The sequence below is a fragment of the Burkholderia sp. JKS000303 genome (genome assembly GCF_002563755.1).
Lineage (GTDB): Bacteria > Pseudomonadota > Gammaproteobacteria > Burkholderiales > Burkholderiaceae > Burkholderia > Burkholderia anthina_B.
This window is the reverse complement of sequence record NZ_PDBZ01000003.1, coordinates 341234-359937: the sequence shown is the minus strand read 5'-3', so window position 1 is coordinate 359937 and position 18704 is coordinate 341234. Positions and strand designations below refer to the sequence as shown.

Sequence of the window (18704 nt, the reverse complement as noted above, 5' to 3'; positions counted from 1 at the left end):
GCGTGGCCGCGACGCAGCACAACGGCACGTTGCCCGTCATCGCCGTCACGGGGATGGCGTTCGAGGCGCGCATCGCGCGCGGTCACGGCGTCGAGGCGGTGTTCGCCGCGCGGGCCGACCGGCTCGAACGGGCGCTGGCCGAAGCGACCGCACGCGGTTGCGCGGGCATCGTCAGCTTCGGTACGGCGGGCGGGCTCGCGCCCGATCTGGCGCCCGGCGCGCTCGTGATCGCGGATGCGGTCGACGGGCCGTTCGGCCGCGTGCAGACGGACACGGGCTGGAGCGCGCGGCTCGTCGCGGCGCTGCAGGACACGCCGGTGTGGGCGCGCGTCACGCGCGGCACGATGGCGGCCGTCGGCGCGCCGGTGATCAGCGAGCAGGAAAAGACGTCGCTGCATCGTGCGAAAGGCGCGCTCGCGGTCGACATGGAATCGCACATCGCGGCCGCGTTCGCGGCGGCGCGCGGCGTGCCGTTCGCGGTATGCCGCGCGATCGTCGACCCGGCGTGGCGCACGCTGCCGCGTGCGGCGACGGCCGGCCTGCGTGACGACGGCAGCACGGCCATCCTGCCGATCCTGCGCGAGCTGCTGAAGCAGCCGTCGCAACTCGGCCCGCTGCTGCAGGTCGCCAGCGACGCGCGTGCGGCACGCACGACGCTGATCCAGGCGCGGCACGCATTCGAGCGTGCGGGCGCATTGCGGATCGTCTGAGCGGCGTTCGCCGCTACTCCCCTTTCCCTTTCTTTTTCGACTGCGCAAAAAAAGAGCGCTGCATCATGCAGCGCTCCTGGTCCTGCTCGCGGGTGCCGTGCCGCGTTACTGCGCGGCAGGCGTGCTCGCGGGCAGCGTCGGCATGGCCGGCGCGATCGGCGCGCCGTTGGCGGCCGGCGCCGTCGTCGCCCCGGCCGGTGCAGACGCCGGGGCGGCCGCAGAGGCTGCAGAGGCCGCGGCAGGTGCCGCCGGCGCGCTCGCGGGCGCCGCGCTGTCCGCGCCCGGATCGTCGTACTGCGGCAAGCCCGGCGCGGCCGGTGCATTGTCCGGCGTCGCGCCCGATGCGCCGCCCGACTCGCCCGGATCCTCGTAGTTCGGCAGCCCCGGCACGGCCGGCGTGGCCGCCGGCACCGCGCCCGATTCGCCCGGCTCGGTGTAGTTCGGCAGCGTGGCCGACGACGACTGGCTGTGATACGTCAGCGACTTGCGCTGCTGCAGGTACGCATCGCGGACGAACGAATACGGATCGAGCGCGGCCTGCTTCAGCAGGTCGGTCGCGCCGAGCAGGTCCGAACGCGCGCTGATGAACTGCGCGATGTACATCGGGTTGCGCGCGGCCGGCTCGATGTAGTTCAGCAGGTTGAAGCGGACGTCCACCGCGCGGCCGACGCCGTCGCGGATCGTGCTCGGCCCGAACACCGGCAGCACGAGGTACGGACCGGACGGCACGCCCCAGCGCGCCATCGTCAGCCCGAAGTCCTGGTGATGCTTCGGCAGCCCGGCCGGCGTCGCGATGTCGATCAGGCCGGCGACGCCGAACAGCGAGTTCATCGCCACGCGCATCAGATCCTGCGTCGCATCGGTAATGCGCAGCTGCAACAGGTTGTTCGCCATGTTGCCGAGATCGCCGAGGTTCGAGAAGAAGTTGCTGATCGCCGTGCGCATCGGCGTCGGCGTGATCTTCTGGTAGCCCTTCGCGATCGGCACGGCGATGTTCGTGTCGACCGTGTCGTTGAACTTGTACATCGCCCGGTTCATCGGCTCGAGCGGGTCGTTGGGGTTGCGGTTCGGGCCCGTCGCGCAGCCGCTCAGCATTGCGCTGGCAGCGACGGTCGCCGCAATGATTCGCACCTTATTCATTGATTCCTTGCGATTGGTTCTTGGCGCGTTTGACGCGCGGTTTGCCCATCAGGACGGGCTGAAACACCACGGCGCCGATCAGGGTGCAGGTCAGTGCGAGCGCGAGCAGCTTGCCCATGCTCGACGTACCCGGATGATGCGACAGCCACAGGCTGCCGAAGGCGGTCGCCGTCGTCGCGGCGCTGAACAGCACCGCGTGCGTGAGGCTCGAATGCAGCAGGCCCGTCTGGCCTGCGCGCCACGCCATCACGAAGTACACCTTGAACGCGACGCCGACGCCGAGCATCAGCGGCAGCGCGATGATGTTCGCGAAGTTGAGCGACATGCCGAGCACGACGCACATCTCGAGCGTCACGATGCCCGACACGAGCAGCGGTATCAGCGTGCGCAGCACGTCGCCGAAACGGCGCAGCGTGACCCACAGCAGGATCGTGATCGAAATGATCGACCACAGCGCCGCGTGCAGGAACGCGTTGATGATCGTGTCGGCCGAATGCAGGATCGAGATCGGGCCGCCGATCGCGCCGGGCTCCGCTGCCTTCACGGCCTTCGCGAAGTGGCGCAGCATCGTGTCGTCGTTCGGGTCGACGCCCGTGGGCACCTTCGGCGAAATCTGCACGAGCGCGTGGCCGTCCGGCGCGATCCAGTCGCGCACGAGCTGCGGCGGCAGCGATTCGCGCGTGACGTCCTGCGGCTGCAGCAGCGTCGCGAGCTGGTTCAGCGCGATGCGCAGCGTGTCGGAGAACGCGCGCTCGGCGCGGTCGCGCGTCGTGCTGTCGGCGGCCGCGAGCTTCGCGAGCGACGCCGACAGGTGTTGCGCGGCGGCGGCGCCCGAGCCCGGGTGATCTTCCGCGGCGTAGCCCAGCAGGTCCGACACGCGCTTGAGCGCGGCGACGCGCTGCGCGTCCGTTGCCGGCGGCGCGGCCGGCTGCGTCAGCGCGGGCAGCAGGTCGCTCGCGGCCGCGGCGATCGCGGCGCGCTTGGCCGGCTGGTCGGGCGGGATGAAGGTCGACAGCGTCGTCGTGCGGCCGACTTCCGGCAGCGCATCGAGACGCTTCGCGGCGGCGTCGGCATCGGTGAGCGACGGCGCGAGCAGCGTGACGTCGTTGACGGCCGCTTCGGGCGAATCCTTCAGCGCGAGCAGGGTCGCCATCGATTCGCTGTGCGGATCTTTCAGGTGCAGCGGGTTGAAGTCGAAGTGCAGGAACATGAGCAGCGGCAGTGCGCCGATCACGACCGCGAGCGTGCCGATCAGGATCGGCTTGCGATGGCGGTCGAGGAAGTCGTCGACGGGGGCGAGCCACGGGAAGCCCGGCGTCTTCGATTCGCCCGGCGGCGCGAACAGGCGCAGCAGCGCGGGCAGCAGCGTGAGCGTGGTCAGCAGCGCGACGAACATCCCGACGCCCGCGATCAGGCCGAGCTCCGACACGCCGCGATAGGCGGTGGGGATGAACGAGAAGAAGCTCGCCGCGACCGCCGCGGTGGCGAGCGCGAGCGGCATGCCCATCGAGTGTGCGGCGCCGATCAGCGCGTGATCGATGCGCGGATCGCGGAAGCGTTCCTCACGGTATTTCACGCCGTACTGGATCGAGAAGTCGACGCCGAGGCCGACGAACAGCACCATGAACGCGACCGAGATCATGTTCAGCGAGCCGACCATCGCGAGGCCGAGCGCGGCGGTCACGACGAGGCCGACGAACAGCGTGACCAGCACCGAGCCGATCATCCGCTTCGAGCGCAGCGCGAGCCACAGGATGCCGAGCACGACGAGCAGCGTGAGCGCGCCGTTGAGTGCCGCGCCGTCTTCCACCGACGCGAATTCGTCGTCGGCGAGCGGCTGTTCGCCGGTCAGGCGCACCACCGCGCCGTAGCGTTGCTCGAGGCCGAGCGATTTCGCGGTGTCGCGGATCACCTGGGTCGTTTCGGCGCCGGCCTTCAGCGCGCCGTAGTTGACCACCGGCTGCACCGTGACGAATGCGCGCGCCGGTTGCCGCGCGGCATCGGCGTCGACCAGCGCGCGCCACGAGAACGCGGCCGGCTTGCCGGCCAGCACGTCGTCGACCGTGGCCGCACTGCGTGCGAGCAGCTTGGCCATCGCCGGCAGCTTCACCTGGCCGGTCAGCAGCGGCTGGCCGAGCGTGGTGGACAGCGTGGTCGCGAGGCCGGTCAGGCTCGGGTTCTTCGCGAGTTCGTTGACGAGCGGACGCGCGCTCGCGAGCTGCGACGTCGTATCCGAGACTTCCTGCGGCGACAGGAACAGCAGCCCGTTGTGCTCGAAGAACGGGCCGCCGCCCGGTTCGGCGACCTGACCGATGCGACCGGCGTCGGCCTGCTTCTGCAGTGCGTCGGTGAGTGCTTGCGCGGCGGCTGTCGCGAACTCGGGCGCGGGCGCCTCGACTACCGCGAGGATCGTGCCGTTGCGTTGCGGGAACGCCTTGTCGACGGCCTGGCCGAGCGCGGCCCATTGCGGCTCGGCATCGACGAGCTTGCTGATGTCGGTATTGATCTTGAAGTGCTGCGCGACATAGACGCCGCTGAAGGCGGCGATGATGAACGACAGCACGACGACCCAGACGGGCCGACGTACCGACCATGCAACGAGTCGGACGATGAGAGAGGTCACCATGTGGCGGTGCGGGTGGGGGCTGGGAAGGGACAAAGGAACAAGTATACCGGCGCAACGTGCCGTCGGTCGCGACGTTGGCGCGTTATGGGGCGGGAAGGATATTTGCTCTGCAGCGCAGGAATCGGTGCGGAGCGGCTGGCGATTTGTATGGGGATATTTACATAATCGGCCGGGACCGCGCTGCGGCGGGCCTTGTGACAAAAGGGGCTCAAAGGTAACAGTCGGTCACTGCACGGCAGGCCGGCGTCGGGGCCGCTATACTTCGACCCACCGGCCGATGCAATCCGCCGGCCGTTTTTTCTCATCGAGTGCGATATCCGTATGAAACGTCATCTGTTTGCTTTCGTCGCGGCGGCCGCCGTGTCGGTTTCCGCTTTCGCGCAGAGCGCGCCGGTCGACGTCGTCCGCAATGCGGTCGAAGGCACCGTCAACGCGATGAAGGCCGATCCGACCGCGCGTGGCGGCGACATGGCGAAGGTCACGCAAGTCGTCGAGCAGCGCTTCCTGCCGGCGACCAATTTCGAGCGCACGACCCGCATCGCCGTGGGCGATGCATGGAAACAGGCGACGCCGCAACAGCAGCAGGAGCTGTACAAGCAGTTCAAGCTGCTGATGACGCGTACCTATGCCGCGTCGCTCGCGCAGCTCGGCAGCCAGGACGCGAAGTTCTCGTTCAAGGCCGGCGGCGCGTCGGGTGCCGATGCGCTGGTGCAGTCGACGGTGGCGACGCCGGGGGACAGCCAGTCGGTCGGTTACCGGCTCGGCAAGGTCGGCAACGACTGGAAGATCTACGACATCGACATGTCGGGTGCGTGGCTGATCCAGGTCTACCAGGGCCAGTTCAAGAGCCAGCTCGCGTCGGGCGGCATCGACGGGCTGATCACGTATCTGCAGAAGCACAACTCGCGGACGAACTGATCGCCGTCGGGCGGTCCGTGGTTCACGCATGAAGGGCGCCTCGCGGCGCCCTTTTTCGTTGCGGGTTCGCGGCCTGTCAGCCGTGCCGCGCGCTATGCGTCGATGCCGAGCATCCGCAGGCAGTCCGCGACGACGGCTTCGATGAAGGTCGCGCGATCGGTGTCCGGCGCCGCGATGATGTGATCGGTTGCGCCGTGCACGCCCGCGTAGATCAGCAGCGCGGTGACCGTCGGATGCGCGAGCCGCCATGCGCCGGCCCGTGCGCCGCCTTCGAGAATCGCGCGCAGCTGTTCGACGATCGCGTTCCGGTCGGCATTCGTGCGATCGTGGTGGTGATGGTTCGCGTAGACGATGTCGTGCGTGCGGTAGGTCGCCGCGTACGTCTCGATATTGGTGCGGATCCATACGCGCAGGCGGCCGAGCCAGTCGCCTTCCGCGCATGCGTCCACCGCTTGCTGCAGCCGCTCGAGGAACGACGTCGTGTAGCGCTGCGCGAGCGCGGCCAGCATGTCGGACTTCGATTCGAAGTAGTGATAGAACGTCCCTTTCGCGACCTGCGCGTGCTCGACGATCTCGCTGATGGTCGTCGCGTCGACGCCTTGCGCGAGGAACAGCGTTTCGGCCGCGGCCATCAACTCCTCGAGGCGGACTTCCGCCGGCTTCGTGCGCGGCGTCTTGCCCGCGGGGGCATCGTCTTGTGTCGTCGTGGTCCTGGTGCTGGTCCTGTCCGTCATCGCGTGGCTCAACGCCCGTTCATGCAAAGCCCGCAGTTTAGGGCAGCGACTCGGGCGCAGCCAATTCAATCCATTGACCGACGGTCAGTCGAAATATAAGATGAGAATCATTCTCATCAATATGCCCACTGCGGGCCGACCGCCATGCCTCGCTCTCGCCGCGCCGCCCTCGTCCTGGCCGCTTGTCTGGGGACGTTTCTTGCCACGCTCGACATCAGCATCGTCAACGTCGCGCTGCCGACGCTGCAGACCGCGCTCGACACCGACATCGGCGGCCTGCAGTGGGTCGTGAACGCGTATGCGCTGGCGCTCTCGGCGTTCATGCTGTCGGCGGGGCCGCTCGGCGACCGCTACGGGCACAAGCGCGTATGGCTCGGCAGCGTGGTCCTGTTCACGGCGGGGTCGGTGGTCTGTGCGTGCGCGAGCCGGCTCGAACCGCTGCTCGTCGGGCGCGCGATTCAGGGGCTGGCGGGCGCGCTGCTGATTCCCGGCGCGATGCCGATCCTCACGCATGCGTTTCCGGACCCTCGCGAGCGGGCTCGCGTGATCGGCGGCTGGTCCGCGTTCAGTGCGCTCGCGCTGATCCTCGGGCCGCTGCTGGGCGGCCTGCTGGTCGAGCACGGCGGCTGGCAGAACATCTTCCTCGTCAACGTGCCGATCGGCATCGGGGCGGTGCTGCTCGGCGCGTGGGGCATTCCGGAGCGCAGGCATCCCGAGCACGCGGCGTTCGATCCGCTCGGACAGGCGCTCAGCGTGATCTGGCTCGGCCTGCTGACCTACGGGCTGATCGGTATCGGCGAGGCCGGCGTGTCGCACACGAAGGTGCTCGCGCCGCTCGCGGGCGCGGCGCTGGCGTTCGTCGCGTTCGTTCGCGTCGAGATGCGTGTCGCGCGACCGCTGCTGCCGGTGTGGCTGTTTCACGACCGGCGGCTGGTGCGGGCCAATCTCGCCTCGTTCGTGCTCGGCTTTTCCGGGTACAGCAGCCTGTTTTTCCTGTCGCTGTTTCTGCAGCAGGCGCAGGGGCGCGGGCCGGCCGAAGCCGGCTGGCAACTGATGCCGCAGTTCGTGATGACGGCGATCACGTCGATGCTGTTCGGGCGCATTGCGGCGCGCGTGCCGCTGCATCGGCTGATGGTGGCCGGATATGGGTTGACCGGAATCGTGCTCGCGGTGATGGCCGGGTTGGGTGCGGGCACGCCCTACGTGCCGGTCGGCTTCGCGCTGGCGCTGCTTGGCATCGGCATGGGGCTCGCGGTGCCGGCAACCGGGATGACCGTGATGGACCTGGCGCCGGCCGAACGCGCGGGCATGGCATCGGCGACGATGAACGCGCTGCGGCAGACCGGGATGAGCATGGGGATTGCGGTGCTCGGCAGCCTGATGAGCGTCGGCGCGGTGCACCGGATGACGGCGGCGATGCAGGCGACCGGTCATGCCGAAGCCGGTACGCTGGCGCGGCAGGCGGTGATGGAACATGTGTTCGCGGCGGGGCGGACGGACATGCTCGGCGCATATCGGGATGCGATGTCGCACGGGTTCTCGATCGCGACGGGATGTTCCGGGATCCTCAGTATGGCGATTGCGGCGATGCTGGTGCTGCGGCGTGAAAAGCGGAAGCGGCCGGGGCTCGAGCAGGTGTCGCGCGTGGCGGCTTCGCGGCCGGAATGATGTCGCCGCTCCGCCCTATCGCCGCCGATGCTCGACCGCGAACTTGATCAGCTCCGCCTGCCCTTCGATCTCGAGCTTGCGCTTCAGGTTGAGCCGATGGGTCTCGACCGTGCGCACCGACAGCCCCGTCTGCTGCGCGATCTGCTTGCTCGACAAGCCCTCGGCCAGCGCGTCGAGGATGTCGCGTTCGCGCGGCGTCAGCCGGTCGAGCGGCGACGCGGCCGCGCTCGCCTGGATCATCCGCACGGCGAGCCCTTCGCTGAAGAACGTCTGCCCGGCCAGCACCGCGCCGATCGCGCGCACGATCTCGCTCGCGGGCGAATCCTTCAGCAGGTAACCGCTCGCGCCGGCGCGCACGGCCTGCGTCACGTATTCGATGTTGTCATGCATCGACAGCATCAGCACGCGTATCCCCGGAAAGTGCTCGTGGAATACGCCGGCGAGCGTGATGCCGTTCATGCCGTTCATCCCGACATCCATCAGCGCGAGATCGGGTTCGAGCGACGCGGCGAGTGCGAGCGCTTCGTCGGCGTTGCCGGCCTCGCCGACCACGGACAGATCGGCCGCTTCGAGCCGCATCCGCAAGCCGTCGCGCACCAGCGGGTGGTCGTCGACGAGCAGCAGGCGGGCGGCGGGCCGGGTCGTATCGGGGGCGCTCATGGGCAAAGGTCTCCGGTGATGGGGGCGTCGTCAGGCGGCGCGCAGCGGCACGCGCGCGGCCACGACGGTGTGGCCGACCTGCGACGTGATCGTCAGCATGCCGCCGAGCGCATCGAGGCGCTCGCGCATGTTGCGCAGGCCGATGCCACGCCGCGCATCGGTCTGCGACCGTTCTGCGTCGAAGCCGCAGCCGTTGTCGGCGATGGTCAGCGTGACGGCTTGCGCGCCGACGTCGAGCGTGACGGCCGCGCGCGATGCCTGCGCATGATGCACGATGTTGCTGAGCGCTTCCTGCGCGATCCGGAACAGCGCCGTGTTGACGGCGGCGGGCAACGGCCGCGCGCCGCTGTGCGCAACCTGCGTATAGCCGATGTCGATCCCGCTTTCGGCGCCGAGCTCGCGCACGAGCTGTTCGAGCGCGGCGGCGAGGCCGAGATCGTCGAGCATCGCCGGACGCAGTGCATGCGAGATGCGCCGCACTTCGCGCAGCGTGTCGCCGAGCCGCCCGACGCCCGACGCGAGCGCCTGCTCGGCGTCGGGCAGGCGCGTCGCGCCGCGCTCGAAGCGCGCGAGCGCGGATTCGAGCATCAGCTTCGCGGACACCATCATCTGGCTGATCCCGTCATGCAACTCGCGCGACAGCCGCTCGCGCTCCTGCTCCTGCGATTCGACGACGCGCTGCGCGAGCTGCTTGAGCTTCGCATCGGCGCTGCGCGACTCGCTGACGTTGAGCACCAGCGCGCACACCGCGATCGCCGCGGCGCCGGTCAGCGCGATCGCGGTGAGCCAGCTCATCGTGCGCTCGATGTTCGCGGACGCACGCGTGTCGATGCGCTGCAGCGCGGTGTCGACGTCGTCGAGATAGATGCCGGTGCCGACCATCCAGCCCCAGCGTTCGAGTGCGACGACGTAGCCGAGCTTCGGCGCGGGCTTGCCGGTGGACGGCCGCTGCCACGTGTAGCGCACGAAGCCGCCGCCGTGCGATGCGGCGCCGATCAGTTGCTGGATCGTCAGCGCGCCCTTCGGATCGCGCATCGACCAGAAGTTGTGACCGACGCGCTCGGGCTCGCGCGGATGCATCAGCGAATTGCCGTGCAGGTCGTACACGAAGAAATAGCCGTCGGGGCCGAAATCCATCTTCTGCAGCATCGCGAGCGCCTGGGTGCGCAGCATCCCGTCGTCGCGCGCGTTGCGGCCGCTCGCGTCGTAGAGCGGCATGATCGCGCTGGTTGCGAGCTCGACATAGTGCTTGAGCTCGACTTCCTTGCTCGACAGGTACGCGGCCTGGATCGTCGCGTGCTGCGTGCGCGCGAGCGACGTCGCCTGCTGGCGTACGCCGAAGCCGATGCCGGCGATCGCGAGCAGGAACGGCACGATGGCCAGAAGGAAGATCTTTGCCTTGAGTCTCATGGTGGTGTGGCGGGCGCGACCCGGCGGGCGGGCGCCGCGCGAGGGGCGCGGCGAGCCGACATTGTCGGCGATTTCGCGTACGGACGGCGGCGCCCCGCGGCAGGTCGACCGGCGCTCAGGCCCGGCGCGCCCCGGATTCGGCGCCCGCGTCGTTCTGCACGACGATCTGGTTGCGGCCGCGCTCCTTCGCACGGTACAGCGCATCGTCGGCGAGCTTCAGCGCGGCCTGGATGCTGTCGTCGCGTTCCGGATAGCAGGTCGTCACGCCGATGCTCGCGGTCAGGCGGCCGGACGTGTCCGCATCGTGCCGGATGCCGAGATCGAGAATGCCCGTGCGGATCGTCTCGGCGATCGACACGGCGCCGTTCGTGTCGACGTCGGGCAGCACCACGACGAACTCCTCGCCGCCGTAGCGGGCCGCGTAGTCGGCCGGCCGGCGCAGGCACCCGGCGATGCAGCGGCCGACCGCCGACAGCGCGTCGTCGCCGGCCTGGTGGCCCTGCGTGTCGTTGTAGCGCTTGAAGTGATCGACGTCGACGAACAGCAGCGACAGCGCGTGCTGCGAGCGCGCGGCGCGGCGCCATTCGCGCGCGAGCGTGACGTCGAGCATCCGGCGATTGTCGAGCCCGGTCAGGCCGTCGGTGCGCGCGAGCGCCTGCAGCTCGGTTTCCGCGCGGTGACGCTTGCGCAACTGCACGTCGAGCAGCAGCGACAGGCCGAGGAAGCCGAGCGCGAGCACGGCCATCGCGGAGCCGATCGGAATGGCACGGTCGTACCATGCCGCGAAGATGTCGGCTTCCGAGCGCGCGACCATGATGATCAGCGGCAGGTGGTCGAGGTGCCGGAACACGTACATGCGCTGCACGCCGTCGATCGACGCGGTATCGAGGAAACTGCCATCGTTGGCGGTCATGAACTGCCGGAACGTGCTGGCGCGCCTGATGTCGCGGCCGACGATCGTCGGGTCGTATGGCTGGCGCGCGAGCATCAGGCCGTCCGTATTGATCAGCGCGACGGAGCCGCGATCGCCGAGCGTCAGGCGCGAGAACAGGTTCTGGAAGTATTCGAGCCGGATCGACATGACGGCGACGCCGCCGAACGAGCCGTCGGGCCGCGTGATCCGGCGGCTGAGCGCGATGCTCGGCGAGCCGCCGCGCAGCCGCGAATGATACGGATCGCTGACGTACAGGCCGATGTCCGGGTGGTCGCGATGCACGGCGAAGTACGGCTCGTTGGCGAAGTTGGCCTTGCGCGGCACGTCGCTCTTGCCGTCGACCGAGATGTCGCCCTTCGCGTTCAGCACGTAGATGCCGCCGAGATATTTGGCTGTCGTCGCACGGTCGAACAGCACCTGGCGGCGCATTGCCATCGGCAGGCGGACGACCTCGGGGTCGTTCTCGCCTTCGACGACCGCATCCAGCGACAGCGAATAGAGCTCGATGTTGCGCTCGATATCCCAGGACGCCATCAGCGCGATGTTCTGCTGCGTGGTGCGCGCGCGGTCGAGAGCGTCGATGCGGCCCTCGTACAGCACGATGCCGCACAGCAGCAGGAGCAGCAGCGCGATCAGCAGCCCGGAGTAGAAGATCAGGTGCGGCAGCAGGAGCCGGCGCAGCCGAGCGGCGGTACGGCCTGACAGGCCGGATTCGCCGGGCATTGCGTAGTCGGTTTCTGCCATGGTCCGAGGATCGTGTGGCATCGTCGCCGGGCGGCATGCCGATGCGATTGTTCGTATGATTCGCTGGCGGCGATCCGGTACGCGGCTCTCCCGTGCGGATTTCGCCCGACCGACCGGGAAAGCGGGCGCCGATTATCGGTAATTGCGGGTCGGATAAACCGTTAAATCACCTGTTCACCGGCAAGATCTGCCGCGATTCGACGATCCGGAGAACCGGGCGGCGCGAATTGGTCCGAGTATAGCGCGCGTATTCGCGCGCGCGAAAAATGTTGCGACTCATTGATCCGGATCAAATTATCGCGTTGTCCGATACTTGCGGATAACCGGCAAAGCGTTGCAGCGCAAGGGCCGGCGCCATCGCGGGCGCGATGCGCGCGGCCCACCCACCGATTTTCACGCTTTAACCTCGGATGAACCCGGACGGCGAAGTCGTGCGATACGCACCGATTATCCGTTTCAGCGTTCGCGTGAACCGGATATGAAAAACGGGCGGCCGTGATGGCCGCCCGTTTCGAGTGAAGCCGGCATGCGGGAAGTCCCGCATGCACGGGCTTAACCGCCGTGCTGTTGTGCCTTGAACGCGAGCCGGAACTGATGCAGCAGCGGCTCGGTATAGCCGCTCGGCTGCGACGTGCCCTGCAGCGCCAGCGCGCATGCGGCCTTGAACGCGGTCGACTGGTCGTAGCCGGGCGCCATCGGGCGATAGTTCGGATCGCCCGCGTTCTGCTGGTCGACGACGCGCGCCATCCGCTTGAACACGTCGAGCACGAACGCTTCGGTGATCACGCCGTGACGCAGCCAGTTCGCGATGTGCTGGCTGGAGATGCGCAGCGTCGCGCGGTCTTCCATCAGGCCGACGTCATGGATGTCGGGCACCTTCGAGCAGCCGACGCCCTGTTCGACCCAGCGCACGACGTAGCCGAGAATGCCCTGCGCGTTGTTCTCGACTTCGCTCAGGATCTCGCTTTCGCTCCAGGCGGCGCGCTCGACGACCGGCACGGTCAGCAGCCCTTCGAGCAGCGTGTCGCGCTCGCTCGCGTACGGCGTCTTCTCGAGTTCCTGCTGGACGGCCTGCACGTCGACCAGGTGGTAGTGCAGCGCGTGCAGCGTGGCGGCGGTCGGCGACGGCACCCATGCGGTGTTCGCGCCGGCGCGCGGATGCGCGATCTTCTGCTCGAGCATCGCGTGCATCAGGTCCGGCATGGCCCACATGCCCTTGCCGATCTGCGCGCGGCCGCGCAGGCCGGCCGACAGGCCCGCCAGCACGTTGTTGCGCTCGTACGACTGGATCCACGCCGACGACTTCATGTCGCCCTTGTGGATCATCGGGCCCGCTTCCATCGCGGTGTGCATCTCGTCGCCGGTGCGGTCGAGGAAGCCGGTGTTGATGAACGCGACGCGCGCGGCGGCCGCGGCGATGCAGGCGGCGAGGTTCACGCTGGTGCGGCGCTCCTCGTCCATGATGCCCATCTTCAACGTGTTGCGCGGCAGGTTGTACAGATCCTCGATGCGCGCGAACAGCGTATCGGCGAACGCGACTTCGACCGGGCCGTGCATCTTCGGCTTCACGATGTAGATCGAGCCCGTGCGCGAGTTGCGCTTGGCCTTCAGGTCGTGCAGCGCGCACAGCGTCGTGACGACGCCGTCGAGGATCCCTTCCGGAATCTCGTTGCCGTCGCGGTCGAGCACCGCGCCGATCGTCATCAGATGGCCGACGTTGCGCACGAACAGCAGCGAGCGGCCGTGCAGCGACAGCGTGCCGCCGGCCGGCGTCGTGTATTCGCGATCGGCGTTCAGGCGGCGCGTGAAGTGCTTGCCGCCCTTCGCGACTTCTTCGACCAGCGTGCCCTGCATCAGGCCGAGCCAGTTGCGGTAGAGCTGGACCTTGTCGTCGGCGTCGACGGCCGCGACGGAATCCTCGCAGTCGATGATCGTGCTGACCGCGGCTTCGAGCACGACGTCCTTCACGTTCGCGAGATCGGCGCGACCGATGGGGGTCGATGCGTCGATCTGGATCTCGAGGTGCAGGCCGTTGTGCTTCAGCAGGATCGCGGACGGCGCATCGGCCGCACCCTGGTAGCCGACGAACTGCGCCGGCTGCGCGAGGTGCGTGACGCCCTTGCCCGTTTCGACGGCGAGCTGGCCGTCCTGCACGCGGTAGCGCAGCGCGTCGCGGTGCGAGCCGCTCGCGAGCGGCGCCGCGTTGTCGAGCACGTTGCGCGCGTAGTCGATCACGCGCTGGCCGCGCGTCGGGTTGTAGGCCGACGTGCGTTCGGCGCCGCCGTCTTCGGGCAGCGCATCGGTGCCGTACAGCGCGTCGTACAGGCTGCCCCAGCGGGCGTTGGCGGCGTTCAGCGCATAGCGCGCGTTCGACAGCGGCACGACGAGCTGCGGGCCGGCTTGCGTGGCGATCTCGCTGTCGACGTTCGCGGTGGCTGCCGCGACGTTCGACGGGGCCGGCACGAGGTAGCCGATCTTTTCGAGGAACGCGCGATACGCGGCATGGTCGCGCACCGGGCCGGGGTGCGCGCGGTGCCACGCGTCGAGTTCCTGTTGCAGGCGGTCGCGTTCCGCGAGCAGTTCGCGGTTGCGCGGCGCCAGGTCGTGCACCAGGGCCGAAAAACCGCTCCAGAACGCGGCCTTGTCGATGCCGGTGCCCGGCAGTACTTCGTTTTCAATGAACTGGCTGAGCGCTGGCGCGACTTGCAGTCCTGCTTGGTCGATCATCGTGAATCCTCCCGGGGAAAAATGCGCGCGCGTGGCCTGGCTGGTTATCCCGCGACGCTTTGTGTGCCGGCGCGGGCGATCTGCGCGTCCTGCTCGGACTTTACGCCAGACACACCGATCGCGCCCGCAATGCGGCCGTCCACCGTCACCGGCACGCCGCCTTCGAGCAACCCCGTCAGCGGCACGCTCAGAAACGCCGTGCGGCCACCGTTGATCATATCCTCATACGCCTTCGTCTCGCGACGGCCGAGCGCCGCTGCGCGCGCCTTGTCCTGCGCGATGTACGTGCTGGCGGCCGACGCGCCGTCCAGGCGCGCGAACGCGAGCAGGTGGCCGCCGTCGTCGACGATGGCGATCGACACGGCCCAGCCGTGACGTTCGGCTTCGGCGCGGGCCGCGGCGAGCATGCGTTCGACGTCGGCGAGTTCGAGTTCGGGTTTCGTTTTCATGAAAATCCTCCGGAATCAGCGGTCAGTTGACGAGTCGGTTGTCGACGAGCTCGATCCAGTGGCGCACGGACGTGCGGCCCGCGCCGTTCAGGTGAGTCTGGCAGCCGATATTGGCCGTGACAATCAGGTCTGGCCGTGCGGCTTCGAGCGCATCGAGCTTGTTGTCGCGCAGTTTCGTCGCGAGTTCGGGTTGCGTGAGCGAATAGGTGCCGGCCGAGCCGCAGCACAGATGGCCGTCGGCGACATTCGTCAGATCGAAGCCGAGCCGCGTCAGGATGTGCTCCACCGCGCCGCCGAGCCGCTGCGCGTGCTGCAGCGTGCACGGGCAATGGACCGCGACGCGGCGCGGCGCGGCATCGGCCAGCGCGTCGAGCGGCTCGGCCGCGATCACTTCCGCGAGGTCGCGCGCGAGCGCGCTGACGCGTCGCGCCTTGTCCGCATAGACGGGGTCGGAGCGCAGCAGGTCGCCGTATTCCTTCACGAATGCGCCGCAGCCGCTCGCCGTCAGCACGATCGCTTCCGCGCCCGCCTCGATCGCGGGCCACCACGCGTCGATGTTGCGGCGTGCGCGGGCCAGGCCGGCGTCCTGTGCGTTCAGGTGATATTCGGTCGCGCCGCAGCAGCCCGCTTCGCGCGCCGGCGTGACGCTGATGCCGAGCCGGTCGAGCACGCGCGCGGCGGCTGCGTTGGTGTTCGGCGACAGCGAAGGCTGCACGCAGCCTTCCAGCATCAGGACGCGCCGTGCGTGGCGCACGGGCGGGCGCGGCGTGGCCGCGGGCACGGCGGCAGGGATCTTGTCCTGCAGCGTGCCCGGCAGCAGCGGGCGCAACGCGCGGCCGGCCTTCAGCAGCGCGGCGAAGGTGGCCGGCCTCGGCACGACGTGGCGCAGGCCCGCGCGCAGCAGGCGCTCGCGCGCCGGGCGGCGGGCGCGCTTTTCCGCTTCCGCGCGGCCGATGTCGAGCAGCGTGTGATAGCGCACGCCGGACGGGCACGTCGTTTCGCAGTTGCGGCAGCTCAGGCAGCGGTCGAGATGCTGCTGCGTGCGTTCGCCGCACGGCTCGCCTTCGAGCATCTGCTTGATCAGGTAGATGCGTCCGCGCGGCCCGTCGAGCTCGTTGCCGAGCACCTGGTAGGTCGGGCAGGTCGCATTGCAGAAGCCGCAGTGCACGCATGCGCGCAGGATCGCTTCCGCTTCGTCGGCCCGGTCGAGGGCCTTGCTGGCTTCGCTGAGATTGGTTTGCATCGGCGGTTCGGAATCGGGTGGCGTCAGACGTCCGCGTACAGGCGGCCGGGATTGAAAATCGCATGCGGGTCGAGCTGGGCCTTCAACTGCCGATGCACGCGCAACAGCGCGGCCGGCAGCGGCTGGAACGGCTCGGGCGTGACGCCCGGCGTGAAGCAGGTCGCGTGGCCGCCCCACTGCGCGGCGAACCGCTGCACGTCGGCCGGCGCGGCATCGCTCTTCAGCCAGCGCTGCGCGCCGCCCCAGTCGACCAGCAGCGCGCCGGGCAGCGCGTCGAGCGGCGCGGCGGCCGGCACCGACACGCGCCACAGCGGGCGCGGATCGTCGAAGAACGGCAGCGACAGGTCGCGCAGGCGCGCCCAGAACCGGTCGTCGCGATCGTCCAGCCGCTCGCCGCCGATCGTGTCGCGCGCGGCCTTCACCGAGCCCTCGCCGCCTTCGATCCGCACGCGCAGCACGCCGTCCGCGTGGCAGGCGCCAGCGAGCGGCAGCCCGGCGCGCCGCCATCCGGCAATGCGTTGCACGGCTTCGGCCGCCGTGAGCGGCAACGCGAGATCGCCGGTAGAGCGCGGTTTCGGCAGCACCTTCAGCGACACCTCGGTCACGACGCCGAGGCAACCGAAACTGCCGGCGAGCAGCCGCGACACGTCGTAGCCCGCGACGTTCTTCATCACCTCGCCGCCGAAGCGCAGGTGTTTCGCGTGGCCGGTGATCACGCGGCAGCCGAGCACGAAATCGCGCACCGCGCCGGCCCACGGGCGGCGCGGCCCCGACAGCCCGGCCGCGAACATCCCGCCGACGGTCGCCGTGCCGCCGAACGATGGCGGCTCGCACGGCAGCATCTGGCCGGCCGCGTCGAGCATCGCTTCGAGTTCGGCGAGCGGCGTGCCCGCGCGGGCGGTGATGACGAGTTCGGTCGGGTCGTACGCGACGATGCCGCGGTGCGTGCGCACGTCGAGCGTGCGGCCTTCGACCGCGCGGCCGACGAAGGCCTTGGTGCCCGCGCCGCGTATGTGCAGCGGCTGGCAATCGTGGATCGCGGCGTCGACCTGGGCGACGAGCGCCGCGCTGTCGTCGATCGATTCGATTTCGCGTTCGCGTCGCATCAGAAGCGCTCCAGTTCGGGAAACGGCAGCTTGCCGTGATGGACGTGCATCGCGCCGAATTCGGCGCAGCGATGCAGCGTGGGGATGTTCTTGCCGGGATTGAGCAGGCGCTGCGGATCGAACGCGGCCTTCACCGCGTGGAAGAACGTGATTTCGTCGGCGTTGAACTGCACGCACATCTGGTTGATCTTCTCGCGCCCGACGCCGTGTTCGCCGGTGATGCTGCCGCCCACCGCGACGCACAGCTCGAGGATCTTGCCGCCGAGCGCTTCCGCGCGGTCGAGTTCGCCGGGACGGTTCGCATCGAACAGGATCAGCGGGTGCATGTTGCCGTCGCCCGCGTGGAACACGTTCGCGACCGGCAGCGCGTATTCGGCCGACAGCGCCGCGATGCCTTCGAGCACGCGCGGCAGCTCGCGGCGCGGGATCGTGCCGTCCATGCAGTAGTAGTCGGGCGACATGCGGCCGACCGCCGGGAACGCGTTCTTGCGGCCGGCCCAGAAGCGCTGGCGCTCGGCTTCGTCGCGCGCGACGCGGATCTCCGAGGCGCCGGCGTCGCGCAGCAGCGCGGCGACGCGTTCGGCGTCTTCTTCGACATCGGTCGCCGCGCCGTCGAGTTCGCACAGCAGGATCGCCTGCGCGTCGACCGGGTAGCCCGCGTGGATGAAGTCCTCGGCCGCGCGGATCGCGAGGTTGTCCATCATCTCGAGGCCGCCGGGAATCACGCCCGCGCCGATGATGCGCGCGACCGCCCCGCCCGCTTCGGCGACGTCGTCGAAGCTCGCCATCAGCACCTTCACGCTCGGCGGCTTCGGCAGCAGCTTCACGGTCACTTCCGTGACGATGCCGAGCATCCCCTCGGAGCCGGTGAACAGCGCGAGCAGATCGAAGCCAGGTGCGTCGAGCGCGTCGGCGCCGAGCGTCAGCGTATCGCCGTCGATCGTCACGATCTCGACCTTCAGGATGTTGTGCACCGTGAGCCCGTATTTCAGGCAATGCACGCCGCCCGCGTTTTCGGCGACGTTGCCGCCGATCGAGCACGCGATCTGCGACGACGGATCGGGCGCGTAGTAGAGGCCGTACGGCGCGGCCGCCTGCGAGATCGCGAGGTTGCGCACGCCGGGTTGCACGCGCGCGATGCCGGCATCGGCGTCGATGTCGAGAATCTTGTTGAACTTCGCCATCACGAGCAGGATGCCTTTTTCAAGCGGCATCGCGCCGCCCGACAGCCCCGTGCCCGCGCCGCGCGCGACCACCGGCACGCCGAGCGCGGCCGCGACGCGCAGCACCGCGCGCACCTGCTCGACCGTATCGGGCAGCACGACCGCGAGCGGTACCGTGCGGTACGCGGCAAGGCCGTCGCACTCGAACGGCTTCAGCGCCTCGCGCTCGTGCAGCACGTCGAGGCCGGGCGCCGCCGCGTTCAGCGCGGCGACGAGCGTGTCGCGATCGACCGTCGCCAGCGGGCCGTCGATCCGTTCGTCGTAGGTGAAACTCATCGTGTGTCTCCGTCTCCACCATGCAGGCAGCCGCGTGGGTGGCGGCGCGCCGGATGGACGGCATTCTTGGCGGGACGTGCGGGCGTGTCCAGACGTCGCGCGAGTGGTCATACCAGTTTTTGGAACAGGGTCCGGA

The 18704-nt window shown here is 69.1% G+C and carries 14 protein-coding genes; 3 read left to right on the top strand and 11 right to left on the bottom strand.

Translation table 11 applies throughout. The features are described from left to right. The first annotated feature begins 2 nt into the window (after positions 1 to 2). Positions 3 to 710, top strand: a complete 708-nt coding sequence (locus BX604_RS29505; protein ID WP_098554373.1) for a phosphorylase — start codon at positions 3 to 5, stop codon at positions 708 to 710. A 105-nt stretch (positions 711 to 815) separates the two neighbouring features. Here the strand turns inward: BX604_RS29505 and BX604_RS29500 are convergent, their stop codons facing one another. Continuing rightward, entirely contained in the window at positions 816 to 1850 is a 1035-nt protein-coding gene (locus BX604_RS29500; protein WP_098554372.1) for an MlaA family lipoprotein, read from the bottom strand. Then, positions 1843 to 4476, bottom strand: a complete 2634-nt coding sequence (locus BX604_RS29495) for an MMPL family transporter (RefSeq protein WP_098554371.1) — start codon at positions 4474 to 4476, stop codon at positions 1843 to 1845. Before BX604_RS29495 ends, BX604_RS29500 begins: the two co-directional genes overlap by 8 nt. A gap of 321 nt (positions 4477 to 4797) precedes the next feature. Between BX604_RS29495 and BX604_RS29490 the strand changes: the two genes are divergently transcribed. Further along, positions 4798 to 5394 carry an MlaC/ttg2D family ABC transporter substrate-binding protein gene (locus BX604_RS29490; RefSeq protein WP_098554370.1) on the top strand — a complete coding sequence of 199 codons (597 nt, stop codon included), beginning with the start codon at positions 4798 to 4800 and terminating at the stop codon, positions 5392 to 5394. Positions 5395 to 5486: 92 nt separating this feature from the next. Here BX604_RS29490 and BX604_RS29485 read toward each other — a convergent pair whose 3' ends face one another. Then, positions 5487 to 6128 (bottom strand): TetR/AcrR family transcriptional regulator, encoded by a 642-nt coding sequence (locus tag BX604_RS29485; RefSeq protein WP_098554369.1) that lies wholly within the window; start codon positions 6126 to 6128, stop codon positions 5487 to 5489. Between the two features lie 144 nt (positions 6129 to 6272). Between BX604_RS29485 and BX604_RS29480 the strand changes: the two genes are divergently transcribed. Then, the gene (locus BX604_RS29480; RefSeq protein WP_098554368.1) at positions 6273 to 7796 is read left to right on the top strand and encodes an MFS transporter; all 1524 of its coding nucleotides are present in this window, start codon (positions 6273 to 6275) and stop codon (positions 7794 to 7796) included. 15 nt (positions 7797 to 7811) lie between these two features. Here the strand turns inward: BX604_RS29480 and BX604_RS29475 are convergent, their stop codons facing one another. The 8 genes from BX604_RS29475 to glcD all read right to left on the bottom strand — a co-directional run bounded on the left by BX604_RS29475 (position 7812) and on the right by glcD (position 18568). Further along, complete coding sequence (locus BX604_RS29475; protein ID WP_098554367.1) at positions 7812 to 8456, bottom strand: response regulator; 645 nt, start codon at positions 8454 to 8456, stop codon at positions 7812 to 7814. A gap of 30 nt (positions 8457 to 8486) precedes the next feature. Then, the gene (locus BX604_RS29470; protein WP_098554366.1) at positions 8487 to 9866 is read right to left on the bottom strand and encodes a cache domain-containing protein; all 1380 of its coding nucleotides are present in this window, start codon (positions 9864 to 9866) and stop codon (positions 8487 to 8489) included. Between the two features lie 115 nt (positions 9867 to 9981). Continuing rightward, positions 9982 to 11544, bottom strand: coding sequence for a sensor domain-containing diguanylate cyclase (locus BX604_RS29465; RefSeq protein ID WP_098554365.1), 1563 nt, complete (start codon positions 11542 to 11544; stop codon positions 9982 to 9984). Between the two features lie 552 nt (positions 11545 to 12096). Continuing rightward, positions 12097 to 14271, bottom strand: a complete 2175-nt coding sequence (locus BX604_RS29460; RefSeq protein ID WP_098554364.1) for a malate synthase G — start codon at positions 14269 to 14271, stop codon at positions 12097 to 12099. A 44-nt stretch (positions 14272 to 14315) separates the two neighbouring features. Further along, positions 14316 to 14720: a GlcG/HbpS family heme-binding protein gene (locus BX604_RS29455; RefSeq protein WP_098554363.1), complete on the bottom strand. Its 405-nt coding sequence runs from the start codon at positions 14718 to 14720 to the stop codon at positions 14316 to 14318. Between the two features lie 22 nt (positions 14721 to 14742). Then, a complete protein-coding gene (gene glcF / locus BX604_RS29450; protein WP_098554362.1) occupies positions 14743 to 15963 on the bottom strand; it encodes a glycolate oxidase subunit GlcF in 1221 nt (406 codons plus the stop codon). Between the two features lie 23 nt (positions 15964 to 15986). Then, positions 15987 to 17069, bottom strand: coding sequence for a glycolate oxidase subunit GlcE (gene glcE, locus BX604_RS29445; RefSeq protein ID WP_098554361.1), 1083 nt, complete (start codon positions 17067 to 17069; stop codon positions 15987 to 15989). After that, a complete protein-coding gene (gene glcD, locus BX604_RS29440; RefSeq protein ID WP_098554360.1) occupies positions 17069 to 18568 on the bottom strand; it encodes a glycolate oxidase subunit GlcD in 1500 nt (499 codons plus the stop codon). Before glcD ends, glcE begins: the two co-directional genes overlap by 1 nt. Positions 18569 to 18704 lie beyond the last annotated feature (136 nt).